We start from the raw sequence: 15315 nt of genomic DNA, 5'->3' as shown, positions 1-15315 counted from the left end.
ATTTTTATTCAGCTTATTTTCTGGGAAAGGACGCATTATGCGCACACAGCGTGGGGCAGTGGTGGCTGCCGTCATGGCCGCCACCCTGGCGGCGGGGGCCGGGCAGGCGGCTGGGGCATCGGCAGCGCCGTATGAGACCTCGGTGGACGATAGCTTCGGCATCAACGACCCGACCTGCCAGCCGACCGGCGAGGTGGACGAGCCCGTCGTGCTGCTCCACGGCACCTCGGACAACGCCAGCAACTGGGAGAGCCTCATCCCGCAGCTGCAGGACGCCGGCATGTGCGTGTGGGCCTTCGACTACGGCGCCGACGACGTCACCCTGCAAAACGCCATCCCGTCCCTGAAGGCTATCGGGGACCTAGACGCCTCCGGCCGGGAGGTCGCCGAGCAGATCCGCTACGTACGCCAGGCCACCGGCGCCGAGAAGGTCAACCTCGTCGGGCACAGCCAGGGCGGGATGCACACCAAGACTTATGAGCAGATCTACGGCGACGAGGCATCGGTGGCGCGGGTGGTGGCCATCGGCGGCAATTACCACGGCACCACGCTGGGCGGGGCGCTGGACTTCCTCGGGCCGATTATCACCGCGGTGCCGAACCTGGCGCGCTTTCTGGCCTCCACGGCCGCGATTCAGCAGGTGATTGGCTCGCCGTTTATCGAAAAGCTCAACGCCCTGCCGGATTCCACCGCGGGCGTGAAATACACCTCGATTTACTCGCCGGCGGACAAGACGGTGACTCCGAACAGCTCGTCGCAGCTGGAGGCCGTTGCGGGCGCGGACGTCGTCAACGTCGACCTGGGCGAAACCTGTGGTACGACGCCGGAGCACGCGCAGCTGCCGCGCGACGAATCCGCCCGGGCGCTCATCCTGTGGGGCCTGCAGCGCGCCGACGGCGAGCAGCCCGATGCCGCTGCCTGCAGCGCATAAGCTTCCGCAGCCGGGCGACGGTACGCTGGGAAGGCATGAGTCTGCGTGAACATCTTGACCAGTGGCCCGTCGACAACGTTGCGGCGCAGGTGCTGCGCGGCGGCGAGGTCGTTGATGTGGTAGGGGATACTTCCCGGCGGTATCCGGTGGCGTCGGTGACCAAGCTCGTCGTCGCCTACGGGGTGATGCTCGCCGTCGAGGAGGGCGCAGTCGAGCTCGACCAGGCCGCCGGGCCGGAAGGCTCGACGCTGCGCCACCTGCTCGCGCACGCCTCCGGGGTGGGCTTTGACTCCCGCGAGCCGCAGAAGCCGGTGGGCGAGCGGCGCATCTATTCCTCAGCCGGCTACGAGTGGGCGGCCGAGACCGTAGGCGCGGCGGCGGAGATGGATTTCGCCGACTACCTGCGCGAGGGAGTGCTCGAGCCGCTGGGCATGCACGATACCGCGCTGGAGGGCTCGGCCGGGCACGGGCTGGTTTCTACCGTCGATGACCTGGCCGCCTTCGCGCGCGAGGTGCTCACCCCACAGCTGTTGGACCCGTCGTCCGTGGAGGAGATGCGGACGGTCCAGTTTCCGGAGCTGCGCGGCATCGTGCCCGGCTACGGGATGCACAAGCCCTGCCCGTGGGGTCTGGGCTTCGAGCTGCGGGGGACCAAGGACCCGCACTGGACCGGCGCGAACATGCCGAAGGAGACCGCCGGGCACTTCGGGATGTCGGGCACCTACCTCTGGGTGGCGGGAGAACACGCTATGGTGGCGCTGACCGACCGCGACTTCGGCGACTGGGCCAAGCCGCTGTGGGCCGAGACCAACGCGGCGATCTACGCCGAGCTGACCGGACAGCGGAACTAGACGCCGGGCGGACCGTGGGGCCGCGAAGCTGTGCCCTGAGGCCGGAGCCTGAACCCCGCGCCGGAAAGCGAGCCCAGAAGCTCGAGCCCCGCGGCGGAGCTCCCGCGGCGGGGACCCCGTGCCGGAGCCCCCGCAACCTGTGGGGTTCAAGTTGTACTTGAGGTTGAGTAAACGGGGGATTGAAGTAGTGGTTTAGAGTTGCTGATGTGACGGGTGTGAGGGGAGACTAAGTCAGGTAACGCATTCGAGTTCGTTGGGGAAGACGATGCTCGTCTTGCGCCACTAAACGACGCCCCGGTTGCGCGTTTCTGGCAGGAGGTTCCGCTGGGAAATTCCGCTAGGTGGTTCCGCGGGGATTTCCGGTAGGAGATTCCGCAGGGATTCCGCGAGGGATTTCCACCTGCCAGCGCGCAGCTTTTCGCACCCGGCATAGCGCAGCGGTGCGGGCGCGGCACGGCCTATCCGTGCCGGGGAGGGCGTCGGTGGCGGGGCTACTCCGCGGAGGAGATTCGGCTTTGAGTACATGCGTAACACCCACCGGCATCGCCGCATCTTCGGCGGATGCCACTACTTGGCCGGCCGGCCCCATCGGGGTCGCGCCGCGAACGGCCGCGACGTTGACTACGGTCCTGCGGATTTCGGGCATGCCCGTGCGCCTGCGGCCCGTGGTCGAGGACCTGATGGCGCGCGTCATCGAGTCCGAGTCCGAATTCGTCGTGCCCGGCGACGACCCCTTGACCGCCCAGTGGTGCACCCGCTGGCACAAGGACTACCCCGGCGACAATATCGTCGCGCTGGCCGCCGGCCGAGCCACTGGCACGCCCTGCGGGGTCGGCTGCCGGCAGGTGCTGACTGGCACCCGCGCGGAGCTGGTGGCCTTCGCCGCGGAGATGAGCCAGCTGGCGCGCGCTCACGGCTTTAGCGCGCAGCTAGAAGGGTTCGAGGACGTTTCCGGCTAGGTCGGCGACCGAGTCCTTGACCGCGGTGGGGCGGAAGGGATAGCGGGTGATTTCGGCATCGTCAGTAATGCCGGAACGCACCAACACGGTGCGCAGGCCCGCCTCGATGCCGGCCTTGACGTCGGTATCCATGCGATCGCCTACCATGACGGTGTCTTCCGAGTGGGCGCCGATGTGGTTGAGCGCCGAGCGCATCATCACCGGGTTTGGCTTGCCGACGTAGTAGGGCTCGCGGCCCGTGGCCGTCGTGATCAGCGCGGCGACCGAGCCCGTCGCCGGCAGCACGCCCTGCGGGGCGGGCCCGGTCACGTCCGGGTTGGTGGCGATAAACCGCGAGCCGCCCCGGATCAGGTTGATGGCGGTGGTGATTGCCTCGAAGGAATAGGTGCGGGTCTCGCCCAGCACGACGAACTCGGGGTCCGCGTCGGTGAGGATCCAGCCGGCCTCGTGCAGGGCGGTGGTCAGCCCGGACTCGCCGATGACATAAGCGGTGCCGTCCTTGACCTGCGTGGACAGGAAGGTCGCGGTCGCGGTCGCCGAGGTCCAGATGCGCTCCGGCGGGATGCGCAGGCCCGTATTCGCCAGCCGCGCGGACAGGTCCCGCGGCGTGGACATCGAGTTGTTCGTCAGCACCATGAACTCGATGCCGTTGTCGTAGAGGGCCTGCAGAAAGCGGTCGGCGCCAGGGACCATCTCGCCTTCGCGGATGAGCACGCCGTCCATGTCAGACAGGTAAGAAATCATCGGTGTTGCTCCACATAGTTCACGAAATCGCCGACGGTCGAAAAGCCCAGCACGGTCTCTTCGTCGAGTCGGACCTTGAATTTTTCTTCGGCCTTGACGGTCAGCTCGATCATCGTCAGCGAGCGCAGGTCGACGTCCGTCAGCGGCTTATCGCGCTCGATGTCGTCGGCATCCACCCCCGTGACTGATTCGATGAGCTGGCACAGCTCGCCGTAGGTGTCGCCCGCCGGGGAAGAAGACTCCTCGGCCGGGCCGGAGGAAAAGTGCGCCTGAAGTTGCGCGGTGAGATCGTTGGCCATGGGACCTAGTCTAGTAGGTTAAACGCGGCGGTTCGGATAGGATATTTAGTCGACATGAGAAGGAGATACCAGGCCGAGATCATCGCTCGCAGTTGGGGCAAGCGGTTCCTGCCGTCCGGCCGCCGGCAGCTGCGCAAAGCCTACGAGCAACTGCACGATCACCGCACGGCGCCGGGGCTTACCCACCTGCTAGCGGAGGGGACCAGCACGGGCAACGGCATCGATATCGCCTGGTATGAGGCAGGCGCTGACGATGCCGACGTCACCGTCGTCTTCATCCACGGCTACACCCTGGCCGCCGAGAGCTTCTACGAGCAGGTCGACTACCTGCGCGAGCACTACCCGCGGGTCAAAAGCCTCCTGGTCGACCTGCGCGGGCACGGCCAGTCCGCCACGGTGCCCAGCGAGGACTGCTCGATTAGCTCGGCGGCCGACGACGTGCTCGCCGTCGTGCGCGAGCGCGCCCCGCAGGGCCGGCTGGTCATCGTCGGGCACTCCCTGGGCGGGATGGTCGCGCTCAACCTGATCCGGCGCTGCGACGAGAAGACCTACGGGCGCATCGATAGCGCATTGCTGGTCTCGACCTCCATGCGCCGCTTCTCCGCGCGCGGGGTGGCCCTGGTGCTGAACTCGGCGCTGATGCACGGGCTGTACAAGGCCTGCAACCGCCTGCCGGAGAAGATGAACATCATGCGCTACGAGGTCGCCCAGTTCGCCGCGCCCGTGCTGGCGCTGCTGGCGGCGGGATTCCCGCGGATGGAGCGCATCCAATTCCACGCCGCGATGCTGTTGGATACCCCGCTGGATTCCTTCGTCGGCTTCTTCGACGACCTGCTGGAGCACCGCGAATTCGCCGCGCAGCAGCGGCTGTCCGGCCTGCCGGGCACCGTCGTCGTCGGCGAGCTGGACATCGTGACCCCGCGCAGCCAGTCCGAGGTCATCCTGAACCACTGGCCGCAGGCCGACCTCGAGGTCGTGGACGAGTCCGGGCACATGGTCATCCTGGAAGAGCCGGAGAAGGTCGCCGAGTGCTTAGGCCGCCTCCTCGACGCCCATAGCGACTGCTAGCCTTTTACCTTTAGGCAGCACGAAGCCCCACCTCCTGCAGCGCGTTGAGGCGCTAGGAAGTGGGGCTTTGTTGGCGGTTTACTCGCTCGGGGTGGTGCTAGTCGGGTCGTCCAGCTTGAGGTCGCTGGCGGCCTTCTTCACCACGTCGCGGTCAACCTTGCCGTCGCGGGCCAGGCCCTCCAGGACAGCGACGACGATGGACTCGGCGTCGGTGTTGAAGTAGCGGCGTGCGGCCTCGCGGGTATCGGAGAAACCGAAGCCGTCCGCGCCCAGCACGATGTAGGTGCCCGGCACGTAGGGGCGAATCTGCTCCTGCAGGTCCGTGGCGAAGTCGGACACGCCGACGAACGGGCCCTCGTGGTCCTTGAGCTGCTTGGTGGCGAAAGCCTCGGTCGGCTCGCTGCCGGTGCGCAGGGCCTCCTGGTTGCGGCGGGCGCCATCGCGAGCCAGCTCGGACCAGGAGGTCACGGAGAACAGCTTGGCCTTGACGTCGTAGTCGCGGGCCAGGATCTCCTGGGCGCGCAGCGCCTCGTGCACGCCCACGCCGGAAGCCAGGATGTTGGCCGGCAGGGAGCCGTCCTCGGCGGTGTTGTAGTGGTAGATACCGCCGTGCAGGCCCTCGACGTCCAGGTCCTCCGGAGCGGCCGGCTGGTGGACCGGCTCGTTGTAGACGGTGAGGTAGTAGATGACGTTTTCGCCCTCGCCCTCGCCGTACATGCGCTCGATGCCGCGGTGGACCAGGTGGGCCACCTCGAAGCTGAACGCCGGATCGTAGGAGATGATGGCCGGGTTGGTCGAGGCCAGGATCGGGGAGTGGCCGTCCATGTGCTGCAGGCCCTCACCAGTCAGGGTGGTGCGGCCGGCGGTCGCACCGATGAGGAAGCCTCGGCCCATCTGGTCGGCGACGGCCCAGAAGGCGTCGCCAGTGCGCTGGAAGCCGAACATCGAGTAGAAGATGTACAGCGGGATCATCGGCTCACCCTGGGTGGCGTACGAGGTCGCCGCCGCGGTGAAGCTGGCGGACGCGCCGGCCTCGGAGATGCCCTCGTGCAGGATCTGGCCGTCGGTGGCCTCGCGGTAGGACAGCATCAGGTCGTGGTCCACCGGCACGTAGTTCTGGCCGCGCGGGTTCCAGATCTTCAGCGTCGGGAACCAGGAGTCCATGCCGAAGGTGCGGGCCTCGTCCGGGATGATCGGCACGACGCGCTTGCCCAGCTCCTTGTCGCGCATGAGCTCCTTGAAGGTACGCACCAGCGCCATGGTGGTGGCCACCTCCTGCTTGCCGGAGCCCTTCATCACGGACCGCAGCTTGGACAGCTCCGGCACCTTCAGCGGGGTGTAGTCCACGCGGCGCTCCGGCAGGAAGCCACCGAGCTCCTTGCGGCGCTCCAGCATGTATTTGACCTCCGGGGCGTCGTTGCCCGGGTGGAAGTACGGCGGCAGGTACGGATCCTTTTCCAGCTCCTCGTCGGAGATCGGGATGTCCTGCTTGTCGCGGAAGAGCTTCAGATCCTCCAGCGTCAGCTTCTTCATCTGGTGGGTGGCGTTGCGGCCTTCGAAGTTGTGGCCCAGGCCGTAGCCCTTAATGGTGTGGGCCAGGATGACGGTCGGCTTGCCGGTGCCGTGGTTGTCCAGCGCCTGCGCGTAGGCGGCGTAGATCTTGCGGTAGTCGTGGCCGCCGCGGCGCAGGGACCAGATCTCGTCGTCGGAGAGATCCTCGACCAGCTTCAGGGTGCGCTCGTCGCGGCCGAAGAAGTGCTCGCGGACGTAGGCGCCATCGTTAGCCTTGAAGGTCTGGTAGTCGCCGTCGGAGGTGGTGTTCATGACGTTGACCAGGGCGCCATCCTTGTCGGCCTCGAGCAGCTTGTCCCAGCCGCGGCCCCAGATGACCTTGATGACGGACCAGCCGGCGCCGCGGAAGAAGGACTCCAGCTCCTGGATGATCTGGGTGTTGCCGCGGACCGGGCCGTCCAGGCGCTGCAGGTTGCAGTTGACCACGAAGGTCAGGTTGTCCAGCTCGTAGAGCGAGGCCATCTGCAGCAGGCCGCGGGACTCGGGCTCGTCCATCTCGCCGTCGCCCAGGAAGGCCCAGACGTGCTGCTTGGAGGTGTCCTTGATGCCGCGCTGCTCCAGGTACTTGTTGAAGCGAGCCTGGTAGATGGCGTTGGCCGGGCCCAGACCCATGGACACGGTCGGGAACTCCCAGAACCAGGGCATCAGGCGCGGGTGCGGGTAGGAAGGCAGGCCCTCGCCCTTGCGGCGGGAGACCTCCTGGCGGAAGCCGTCCAGGTCCTCCTCGGACAGGCGGCCTTCCAGGTAGGCGCGGGCGTACATGCCCGGCGATGCGTGGCCTTGGAAGAAGATCTGGTCGCCGCCGGACGGATCATCCTTGCCCTTGAAGAAGTGGTTCAGGCCGACCTCGTAGAGCGGGGCCGCGCCAGCGTAGGTGGAGATGTGGCCGCCCACGCCGATGCCCGGGCGCTGCGCGCGGTGCACCATGATGGCGGCGTTCCAGCGGATCCAGCGGCGGTAGCGCTTCTCCAGCTCCTCGTCGCCCGGGAACTCCGGCTCCAGCGAGGTCGGGATGGTGTTGACGAAGTCCGTCGAGGTCAGCGCGGGCAGCTGCACGCACTTAGCGGTGGCGCGCTCCAACAGGCGGAGCATGAGGTAGCGGGCGCGTTCCGGATCGGAAGAGTCCAGCAGGCCGTCGAGGGACTGCATCCACTCGCGGGTTTCTTCCGGGTCCTTATCGTGCAGGTAAGACGCGACGCCGTCGCGAATCAGCGGGAAGTTGGAGTCCCCCTGCAGGGCGTCCTTTTCAGCCATTAAAAGCCTCCTGAAGTAAATTAAGCACTTTGCCGTCCAGAATACGCGCTTTATCTCCGCGCGCGCGGGCCGGGCCGTTGCAAATCCCGCCGCACCAAATATTTGCCGCGCTGTGCAGTGGGAATGGCGAAACTGTGAAGCCTGTTAAGTTCCGCGCTGGGAAGAGTGGGAAGCCGCAACTAGGGCACAATTAGGGCGACAGTGAGAAAACTGCAGTATTAAGCGGTAGAGTGCTACCTGACACAGCCTGGTGAAGCGCCAGGACCCTACACACACAGGAGGACAATTTCAGTGGCGGACGCTGCGGGCGTAACCAACGACCATGCTGACTACGCGAAGATGCTGGGCATCGACAAAGGCATGGTTGCCCTAGAGCTCGGATGGGACGAGGATTGCGATCCGGCAATCTCGGAATCCGTCGAAGACGTCATCGGGGAAGACTTCCTCGAAGAAGAAAATGACGAACTGTGTGACGCCGTCGTGCTGTGGTGGCGCGACGGCGACGGGGACCTGGTCGACGGCCTGGTGGACTCGCTGCGCCCGCTGGGCGAGGGTGGGGTCATCTGGCTGCTGACCCCGGGCGCCGGCAAGCCGGGCACCGTCGCCCCAGGCGAAATCTCCGAGTCCGCCCAGCAGGCCGGCTTGGTCCAGACCAAGGCCGAGCGCCTGGGTGACTGGCAGGGCAGCTGCCTGGTCGGCCGCGGCTACACCAAGAAATAAGGCCGCCCCGCCAGCTGGCGGGGTCAATTTGCGCTAGCTCGCGGCGGCGGGCTAGTCTTTGTAAAGCGCTTTTCGCGCATTGCGGCTTTAGCTCAGCTGGAAGAGCAATTGGTTTACACCCAATAGGTCACAGGTTCGAGCCCTGTAGGCCGCACAGAAAACAACGCCCTCCCGAACCCGGGAGGGCGTTGTTCGCGTCTGTGGGGCGGTGCCGGAACCGCGCTAGAAGCGTTCCTTGTTCCGCTTCGCGAACTTCGAGTAGAAGTCCGGCTTGGAGTCGCCGTAGCGGGCGCGCATGCGGCGCTCGTGGGCTTCGGCAGCGGCCTCGGCCTTCGAATCCGCGGTCTCCGGCTCGGCAGCTGCGGCCGCCCCAGTGGCCGAGCCGGCGGCGGGGGCAGCGTGTTCCTCGGCGGCGTCGAGCTGGGCCATCTCGGCCTCCTCGTCGCGGACGCGGCGCCGCTCGCGGATTTCGGCCCAGACGAAATAGCCCAGGCCCAGCGGGGCCATGATGCCGAAGGCAATCCACTGGAAGCCGTAGGACAGGTGGTTGCCGCGGTCCATCTGCGGGATCGGGATGGGGTTGAGCACGCCCGGCTGATCTTCGGTCAGTTGGACGTAGTCGGCGCCGAGGTCGGCATCGATAAGCTCGCCGACCTGGGGCGGGTTGATGGAATGGACCTGGGGGTAGCCGTCGCGCTCGACGGGGGCGGAGGAATGCTCGGCCTCGTGCTGGCGGACCATGCCCACGACCTCCTGCGGGCCGCTAGGGGCGGGGGCGATCTCGGGCACGGCGTTGGCCTCACCGGCCGGGACCCAGCCGCGGTTGACCAAGATGGTCTGGCCGCCGTCGGTGCGGAAGGGGACCAGGGACTGGTAGGAAGGCCCGGAGGCTACCGGCCGCAGGCGCACCAGCACCTCGTCGTCGGGTATGTAGCGCCCGCGCAGGATAACGCGCGACCATTCCTCGCCGCCGGCGATGGCGCCGTTTTCGTCCAGGATCTCGTCGGCGGGGACGGGGTCCTTCTCGTAGGCGGCGGTGATGTGCTCGTTGCGCTCGACGATGTCGTCGTCCTTGCCCAGCTGCCAGGGTGCTAGCACCGTGAAGGCCAGGTAGGAAAACACGATCACGAACAGCAGCAGGAAAACCCAGCTGGGCTTGAGGAAAGTCTTCCACCACGACGTCTGCTGCCGCGCGCGCACCGGCTCGCTGTCCAGTGCAGTCTGCTTAGTCCGAGTACCCACAGATACCCAGTCTAGTCACGGGCATGGTCGCGAATCCAAGCCATGAGCCCGGCGGCGGCGGCCTCGATGGCCTGGCGGGTGCGGGCGAAATCCTCCTCGTCGCCGTAGAAGGGATCGGCCACCGAGGAATCCGGGGCGGACTCCGGGTCGAAATCGCGCAGCAGCACGACCTTGTCCGGGTCCGGCGCCTGCTGACGCAGGGTCTCTCGGTGCCCGGTATCCAGGGCGACGATGAGGTCGGCGTCCAGGTCCTCGGCGGAGAGCTGGCTGGCGCGGTGGGAGCTGCCGTCGTAGCCGCCGCGGCGCAGCTCGGCGATGGCGCGCTTGTCGGCGCCCTGGCCGACGTGCCAGCCGCCGAGGCCGCAGGAGGTGATGCGGGCGGCATCGTCAAGCCCGGCGGACTCCACGGAGTCGTGGATGATGACCTCGGCCATGGGGGAGCGGCAGATATTGCCCGTGCAGACGAAGACGATGTGGAGGCGGGGATCAGTCTCAGAAACAACCATCAGCGGGGAATTCTCACCTTTAGCTCGATTTGCGGGGGCTGCTTACACAACCGTAGAACGCAGTTAGGATATACCGTTAGGACCTGCCAACGCTAAAGGAGCATAAAAAGTATGACCACTACGGCCACCGTGGGAGAAGTCTGCCACCACCTGGATTCGGCCTACCCGCCGGCGCTGGCGGAAAAATGGGATGCCGTCGGGCTAGTCTGCGGCGACCCGGACGCGCCGGTGAGCAAGGTGGCCTTCGCGCTGGATTGCACGCTCGAGGTTGCCCAGGCGGCTGTCGATGCCGGCGCGCAGCTGCTCGTCGTCCACCACCCGCTGCTGCTGCGCGGGGTGACCTCGGTGGCCGCGAACACGCCGAAGGGCAAGGTCGTCCACACCCTGCTCAGCGGGGGCGTGGCCCTGTATGCCGCCCACACCAACGCCGACTCCGCCCGCCCCGGCGTCAACGACAAGCTGGCCGAACTGGTCGGCATTGAACCCGGCCGGCCCATCGTGGTCAAGGACCCAGACGTCATGGACAAGTGGGGCGTGCACGTGCCGGCCGGCGATGCCGACCGCGTCAAGGAGGCCCTCTTTGCCGCCGGGGCGGGCCAGATTGGCAACTACCGCGCCTGCTCTTTCGACATCGCCGGCACCGGCCAGTTCGAGCCCCTGCCGGGGGCCAACCCCACCGAAGGCGAGGTCGGCACCCTCCACCGCGGGGCCGAAACCCGCGTCGAGTTCGTCGCGCCTTCGTCCCGGCGCCGCGCCATCCAGGCCGCGCTTATCGATGCCCACCCCTACGAGGTCCCGGCCTTCGACGTCGTCGAGTCCGCCAAACCGGCGGACCTGGAACAGGCCTGCGGCCTGGGGCGGGTCGGCCGCCTGCCGGAGCCGATGACGCTGCGGGAGTTTACCCAGCAGGTGGCCAACGCCCTGCCGGAGACCGTCTGGGGCGTGCGCGCGGCCGGGGATCCGGACCAGCTCGTCCAGACCGTGGCCGTGAGCTCCGGTGCCGGCGATAGCTTCCTAGACCAGGCGGCTAAACTAGGCGTCGACGTTTACGTGACCTCGGATCTGCGGCACCACCCCGTCGACGAGCACCTGCGCGCCGGCGGCCCCGCGGTCATCGACACCGCGCACTGGGCCAGCGAGTTCCCTTGGACTTACCAGGCCCGCGACTTGGTCGCCGAGAAGACCGGGCTAGACTGCGAAGTCCTAAAAATTCGCACCGACCCGTGGACCGTGTCGCTACATTCGGAAGGAGAATAAAGGACATGAAGCTGCAACCAGAAAGCCAGGCCGTGCTGCTGAAGCTGGCCAACCTGCAGCGCGCCGTCGATTTTGGCGCCGAGGAGCGCCAGAGCCCGGAGCAGGAGGAGCTGGCCACCGCCGAGCGCGAGTACGCCCGCCTGGTGGATTCCGCCGGGTCCGCCCAGATGGCCGTGGACGATATGGAAAATGAGATCCTGCGCATCCAGGCCGACGAGCGCAAGCTGCGCGCCCGCGAGCGCGACGACCGCAAGCAGCTGTCCGCCGAGCTGGAGCCGGACAAGCGCCGCGACCTGGAGCATGACCGCTACGCGGCGAAGTCGCGCATCGCCGACTTGATGAGCGAGCTGCAGGAAGCCCACAACGAGATCCACGCCCTGCGCAACAACCGCGACTCGCAGGGAGCGCAGCGCGACGAGGCCGCCCGCAAGCTCGAGGTCGCCCGCCGCGCCGCCGAGGCCGCCCAGGCCGCGACCGCCAACCAGCCGGACCCGCGCGTCGAAATCGAGCAGCTGCGCGGTCAGCTGCCGGGCGAGGCGCTGCGGATCTTCGACGACCAGCGCGCCGAAAACAACGTCGGCGCCGCCGAGTTCAAGGCGCAGAAGTCCTGCGGCGGCTGCTTCATCGTGCTCCCGCCGGCGGACCAGTCCGCGGTGCGCAACGCGCCGGCCGACGAGGTCCCGCAGTGCCCCGAGTGCGGCACCTACCTCATCCGGCAGTCCTAGGCGGAAGCGCGCATGAAGGTAATCATCTACGCCGACGGCGGATCCCGCGGCAACCCCGGGGTGGCCGGCTCCGGCACGGTGGTCTACGCCGCCGACGGGCGCGAGGTGCTGCGCACCATCGCCTACGTGGTTGGCACGCAGTCCACGAATAACGTCGCCGAGTACAACGGCCTGCTGCGCGGGCTCGAGGCCGCCCAGGAGCTGGGCGCCAGCGAGATCGAGTTCTACATGGACTCCAAGCTCGTCGTCGAGCAAATGAACGGGTGCTGGAAAATCAAGCACCCCGACATGCAGAAGCTGGCCATGCAGGCCCACAAGCTGGTGGCCGGCCTGGAGGACTTCCAGCTGGCCTGGGTCCCGCGCGCCAAGAACAAGGTCGCCGACGCCCTGTCCAACGACGCCATGGACGCGGCGGCCGCGGGGCATGCGGTCGGCATCGTCGGCGGCAGCGGGGACGGCGCCGAGGACGGCATCAAGGGCGGCATCGAGGGCGATGCGAGTACGGATGACGACGCCGCGGGCACGACCGAGCACGGCGGGCCGGCGCCCAGCGACTGGCTGGGCGGGCGCGGGGAAACCACCCGCCTGGTGCTGCTGCGCCACGGGCAAACCAAGATGTCGGCGCTGCGGCAATACTCCGGGCACTCCAACCCGCCGCTGACCGAGCTGGGCCGCCGCCAGGCTCTGGCCGCCGCGCAGGCCCTGGCCAGCCGCTTCGGTACGGGCGAGGACTGCCAGGTCTCGGCCGTGGTGGCCTCCCCGCTGGGCCGGTGCCAGGAAACCGCGCGGGCCGTCGGCGAGGTCCTAGGCCTCGACGTGGACACCGACGACGGGCTCATCGAGCTCGACTTCGGCGCCTGGGAGAAGCTGACCTTCAGCGAGGCCCATGAGCGCGACCCGCAGCTGCACGCTAAGTGGCTGAAAGACACCGCGGTGGCCACCCCGGGCGGGGAATCCCTCCAGCAGCTGCACCGACGGGTGCGCCAGGCGCGGGAGAAACTCGTTAAGCGTTACGCGGGCAAGACCATCGTGCTGGTCAGCCACGTCAACCCGATCAAGTCGTTGGTCGCGCAGGGCCTGGGCGGCGGGCCCAGCCTGTTCGAGCGTTTCTTCCTGGACCTTGCCTCGCTGTCCGAGGCGGAGTTCTGGGACGACGGCGCGCTGGTGCGCTGCGTCAACGACGCCGGCCACCTAGCCGGGCTGGGCGCGGAGCACAGCTAATTTTCCCGCCCGCCCGCGCGCGGACTAAACTGAAGCGCGCGAATGAGTCGGCCGGGTAAACGCGGCAAATGAACCGCCCCACGCGTGGGGGCAGGCAGGCGCCGAGGAAAGTCCGGACTCCACAGAGCACGGTGGTTGCTAACAGCAACCCGGGGCAACCCGCGGGCAAGTGCAACAGAAAGTAGACCGCCTGGAGCAATCCAGGTAAGGGTGAAACGGTGCGTTAAGAGCGCACCAGCACCCCAGGTGACTGGGGTGGCTGGGTAAACCCCACCGGGAGCAAGGCATCACGGCCTGCCTTTTTAGGCAGGCCCGATCAGGTGTTTGAGGGCTGCTCGCCCGAGCCTGAAGGTAGCTGCTTGAGGCGGCCAGCAATGGTCGACCCAGATGGATGTTTACCACGCCGGGGACGGGCAACCGCCCCGCGCGGACAGAATCCGGCTCATAGGCCGGCTCATTCGCCCCATGCTTTTTAATCTCCCGTTGCTCGCACCAGCGCGCGAGAGTGGGGCGCCTGTGGAACAATGAGGCGGTATGAAGCTGTATGCTACGCCGCTGGACTTTGGTAACGTCGCCACGGAATTCCAGGTCTCGCGCGACTTCGACGAGCACGTCAACGACCAGGCCCGCGCGGCGGTCGATCAGTTCGCCGCCAGCCGCCGGGACGCCCGCGACCTGCCGCTCGTCACCATCGACCCGCCGGGATCCAAGGACCTGGACCAGGCCGTCTACATCACCAGCGGGACCGCGGGAGGCTACCGCGTCTACTACGCCATCGCCGACGTCGGCGCCTGGCTGGGCGGGACCGGCGAGGAAGCACCCGCGGCCGTGCACGCCGAGTCGATGGCCCGCGGGCAGACCATCTACCTGCCGGATGCGCCGGCCCGCCTGCACCCGGCCGTGCTCTCCGAGGATCGCGCCTCGCTGCTGGAAGGCGTGGACCGGCCGGCGGTGCTTTTTAGCTTCGACTTGGATACTGACGGGGAGGTCACGGACTTTTTCGTCGAGCGCGCCCTCGTTCGCTCTCGGGCGCGGCTGGACTACGACGGCGTCCACGAGGACTTGGTGCACGGGCGGATGAACTCCGCCATTCGCCTGCTGCCGGAGGTCGGCCAGCTGCGGCAGGCCTCCGCACTGCGGCGCGAGGCGATTTCCCTGCGCATCCCTTCGCAGCGGGTGGTGGAAGACGCGGAGGGGCGCTTCGAGCTGGAGATCGAGCCGCGCCACGAGGTCATGGACTACAACTCCGAGATCTCCCTGATGGCGGGCATGTGCGCGGGCCAACTCATGCACAGCCACGGCGTGGGCTTCCTGCGCACCTTGCCAGGTGCCAGCCCCGAGGCCGAGGAGGAGTTCCGCGCCGAGGCCCGCGCCCTAGGCTTCGAACTGGGGGAGCAGAGCATCTCCGAGTTTCTGCGCGGGGGGACGCCAGCTCGCCGCGCGGGATGGCGGTCATGCGCGAGGCTCTCCGGCTGCTGCGCGGGGCGGACTACGCCCTGCTGGGGCGTGATGAGGGGCAGATCCACGCGGGCATCGGTGGCTATTACGCGCACGTGACCGCGCCCCTGCGCCGGCTCATCGATCGCTTCGGGCTGGAGGTGTGCCTGGCTATCTGCGCCGGCACCGAGATCCCCGAGTGGGTGAAAGCGGACGGGGAGGAGGCCGTGGCATCGATGCGCCGCAGTTCCCAGCTGGCCTCCCAGGTGGACAAGGCCTGCTTGCAGCTGACCGAGGCCACCGTCCTGGAACCCTGGGTGGGCACGAATTTTTCGGCGGTGGTGCTCTCCAGCAACGCCGAGCGCGAGACCGCCCGCCTCTTGGTCAACGAGCCGCCGGTCATCGGGCAGTGCGTGGGCGCGCCCGCCGTGGGCAGCGAAACCTCGGTTTCCCTGGTTACCGCGGAGCCGGCAGAGCGCGCGGTGAAATTCGCCTGGCCGGCCGACTAAAACGGCCGACTAAAACGGCC

General features: G+C 67.6%; 13 protein-coding genes, 1 tRNA gene, 1 other RNA gene and 1 pseudogene. 11 read left to right on the top strand and 5 right to left on the bottom strand.

The features are described 5' to 3' along the window. The first annotated feature begins 37 nt into the window (after positions 1–37). The 3 genes from VVS03_RS02545 (at position 38) to VVS03_RS02535 (ending at position 2741) form a co-directional block, all read left to right on the top strand. Positions 38–931, top strand: coding sequence for a lipase family alpha/beta hydrolase (locus tag VVS03_RS02545; RefSeq protein WP_368518968.1), 894 nt, complete (start codon positions 38–40; stop codon positions 929–931). A gap of 35 nt (positions 932–966) precedes the next feature. Further along, positions 967–1782: a serine hydrolase domain-containing protein gene (locus tag VVS03_RS02540; RefSeq protein WP_368518969.1), complete on the top strand. Its 816-nt coding sequence runs from the start codon at positions 967–969 to the stop codon at positions 1780–1782. A 515-nt stretch (positions 1783–2297) separates the two neighbouring features. Further along, entirely contained in the window at positions 2298–2741 is a 444-nt protein-coding gene (locus tag VVS03_RS02535) for a hypothetical protein (RefSeq protein ID WP_368518970.1), read from the top strand. Here VVS03_RS02535 and VVS03_RS02530 read toward each other — a convergent pair. After that, the gene (locus tag VVS03_RS02530) at positions 2712–3485 is read right to left on the bottom strand and encodes an HAD-IIA family hydrolase (RefSeq protein ID WP_368518971.1); all 774 of its coding nucleotides are present in this window, start codon (positions 3483–3485) and stop codon (positions 2712–2714) included. The genes VVS03_RS02535 and VVS03_RS02530 overlap by 30 nt on opposite strands. After that, a complete protein-coding gene (locus tag VVS03_RS02525) occupies positions 3482–3784 on the bottom strand; it encodes an acyl carrier protein (protein WP_368518972.1) in 303 nt (100 codons plus the stop codon). Before VVS03_RS02525 ends, VVS03_RS02530 begins: the two co-directional genes overlap by 4 nt. Before the next feature lie 54 nt (positions 3785–3838). On the opposite strand from VVS03_RS02525, the gene VVS03_RS02520 reads away from it, so the two are divergent. Continuing rightward, on the top strand, positions 3839–4852 hold the full coding sequence (locus VVS03_RS02520; protein WP_368518973.1) for an alpha/beta fold hydrolase: 1014 nt from the start codon (positions 3839–3841) through the stop codon (positions 4850–4852). Between the two features lie 78 nt (positions 4853–4930). Here VVS03_RS02520 and aceE read toward each other — a convergent pair whose 3' ends face one another. Beyond that, positions 4931–7678 carry a pyruvate dehydrogenase (acetyl-transferring), homodimeric type gene (gene aceE, locus VVS03_RS02515; protein WP_368534570.1) on the bottom strand — a complete coding sequence of 916 codons (2748 nt, stop codon included), beginning with the start codon at positions 7676–7678 and terminating at the stop codon, positions 4931–4933. A 291-nt stretch (positions 7679–7969) separates the two neighbouring features. Here aceE and VVS03_RS02510 point away from each other — a divergent pair, with 291 nt between their 5' ends. Together VVS03_RS02510 and VVS03_RS02505 are read left to right on the top strand one after the other, a co-directional pair. Further along, on the top strand, positions 7970–8398 hold the full coding sequence (locus tag VVS03_RS02510; protein ID WP_409338167.1) for a DUF3052 domain-containing protein: 429 nt from the start codon (positions 7970–7972) through the stop codon (positions 8396–8398). Between the two features lie 81 nt (positions 8399–8479). Next, a tRNA-Val gene (locus tag VVS03_RS02505) sits at positions 8480–8552 on the top strand. A gap of 68 nt (positions 8553–8620) precedes the next feature. On the opposite strand, the gene VVS03_RS02500 is transcribed toward VVS03_RS02505, so the two are convergent. Both VVS03_RS02500 and VVS03_RS02495 read right to left on the bottom strand, forming a co-directional pair. After that, positions 8621–9598: an SURF1 family protein gene (locus VVS03_RS02500; RefSeq protein WP_368534054.1), complete on the bottom strand. Its 978-nt coding sequence runs from the start codon at positions 9596–9598 to the stop codon at positions 8621–8623. 53 nt (positions 9599–9651) lie between these two features. Next, positions 9652–10146: a low molecular weight protein-tyrosine-phosphatase gene (locus VVS03_RS02495; protein WP_368533833.1), complete on the bottom strand. Its 495-nt coding sequence runs from the start codon at positions 10144–10146 to the stop codon at positions 9652–9654. 111 nt (positions 10147–10257) lie between these two features. Here VVS03_RS02495 and VVS03_RS02490 point away from each other — a divergent pair, with 111 nt between their 5' ends. The 5 genes and pseudogenes from VVS03_RS02490 (at position 10258) to VVS03_RS02470 (ending at position 15295) form a co-directional block, all read left to right on the top strand. Continuing rightward, positions 10258–11403: a Nif3-like dinuclear metal center hexameric protein gene (locus VVS03_RS02490; protein ID WP_368518976.1), complete on the top strand. Its 1146-nt coding sequence runs from the start codon at positions 10258–10260 to the stop codon at positions 11401–11403. A 5-nt stretch (positions 11404–11408) separates the two neighbouring features. Further along, the gene (locus VVS03_RS02485) at positions 11409–12128 is read left to right on the top strand and encodes a zinc ribbon domain-containing protein (protein ID WP_368518977.1); all 720 of its coding nucleotides are present in this window, start codon (positions 11409–11411) and stop codon (positions 12126–12128) included. A gap of 12 nt (positions 12129–12140) precedes the next feature. Beyond that, on the top strand, positions 12141–13349 hold the full coding sequence (locus tag VVS03_RS02480; protein ID WP_368533834.1) for a bifunctional RNase H/acid phosphatase: 1209 nt from the start codon (positions 12141–12143) through the stop codon (positions 13347–13349). Between the two features lie 43 nt (positions 13350–13392). Then, an RNA gene (rnpB, locus tag VVS03_RS02475) (RNase P RNA component class A) lies at positions 13393–13810 on the top strand. Between the two features lie 73 nt (positions 13811–13883). Further along, positions 13884–15295, top strand: a pseudogene (locus VVS03_RS02470) (RNB domain-containing ribonuclease). Positions 15296–15315 lie beyond the last annotated feature (20 nt).

Source organism: Corynebacterium sp. LK2537, from assembly GCF_040946485.1.
Lineage (GTDB): Bacteria > Actinomycetota > Actinomycetes > Mycobacteriales > Mycobacteriaceae > Corynebacterium.
The sequence above is the reverse complement of the archived record's forward strand: the minus strand, read 5'-3'. Positions and strand labels throughout refer to the sequence as shown.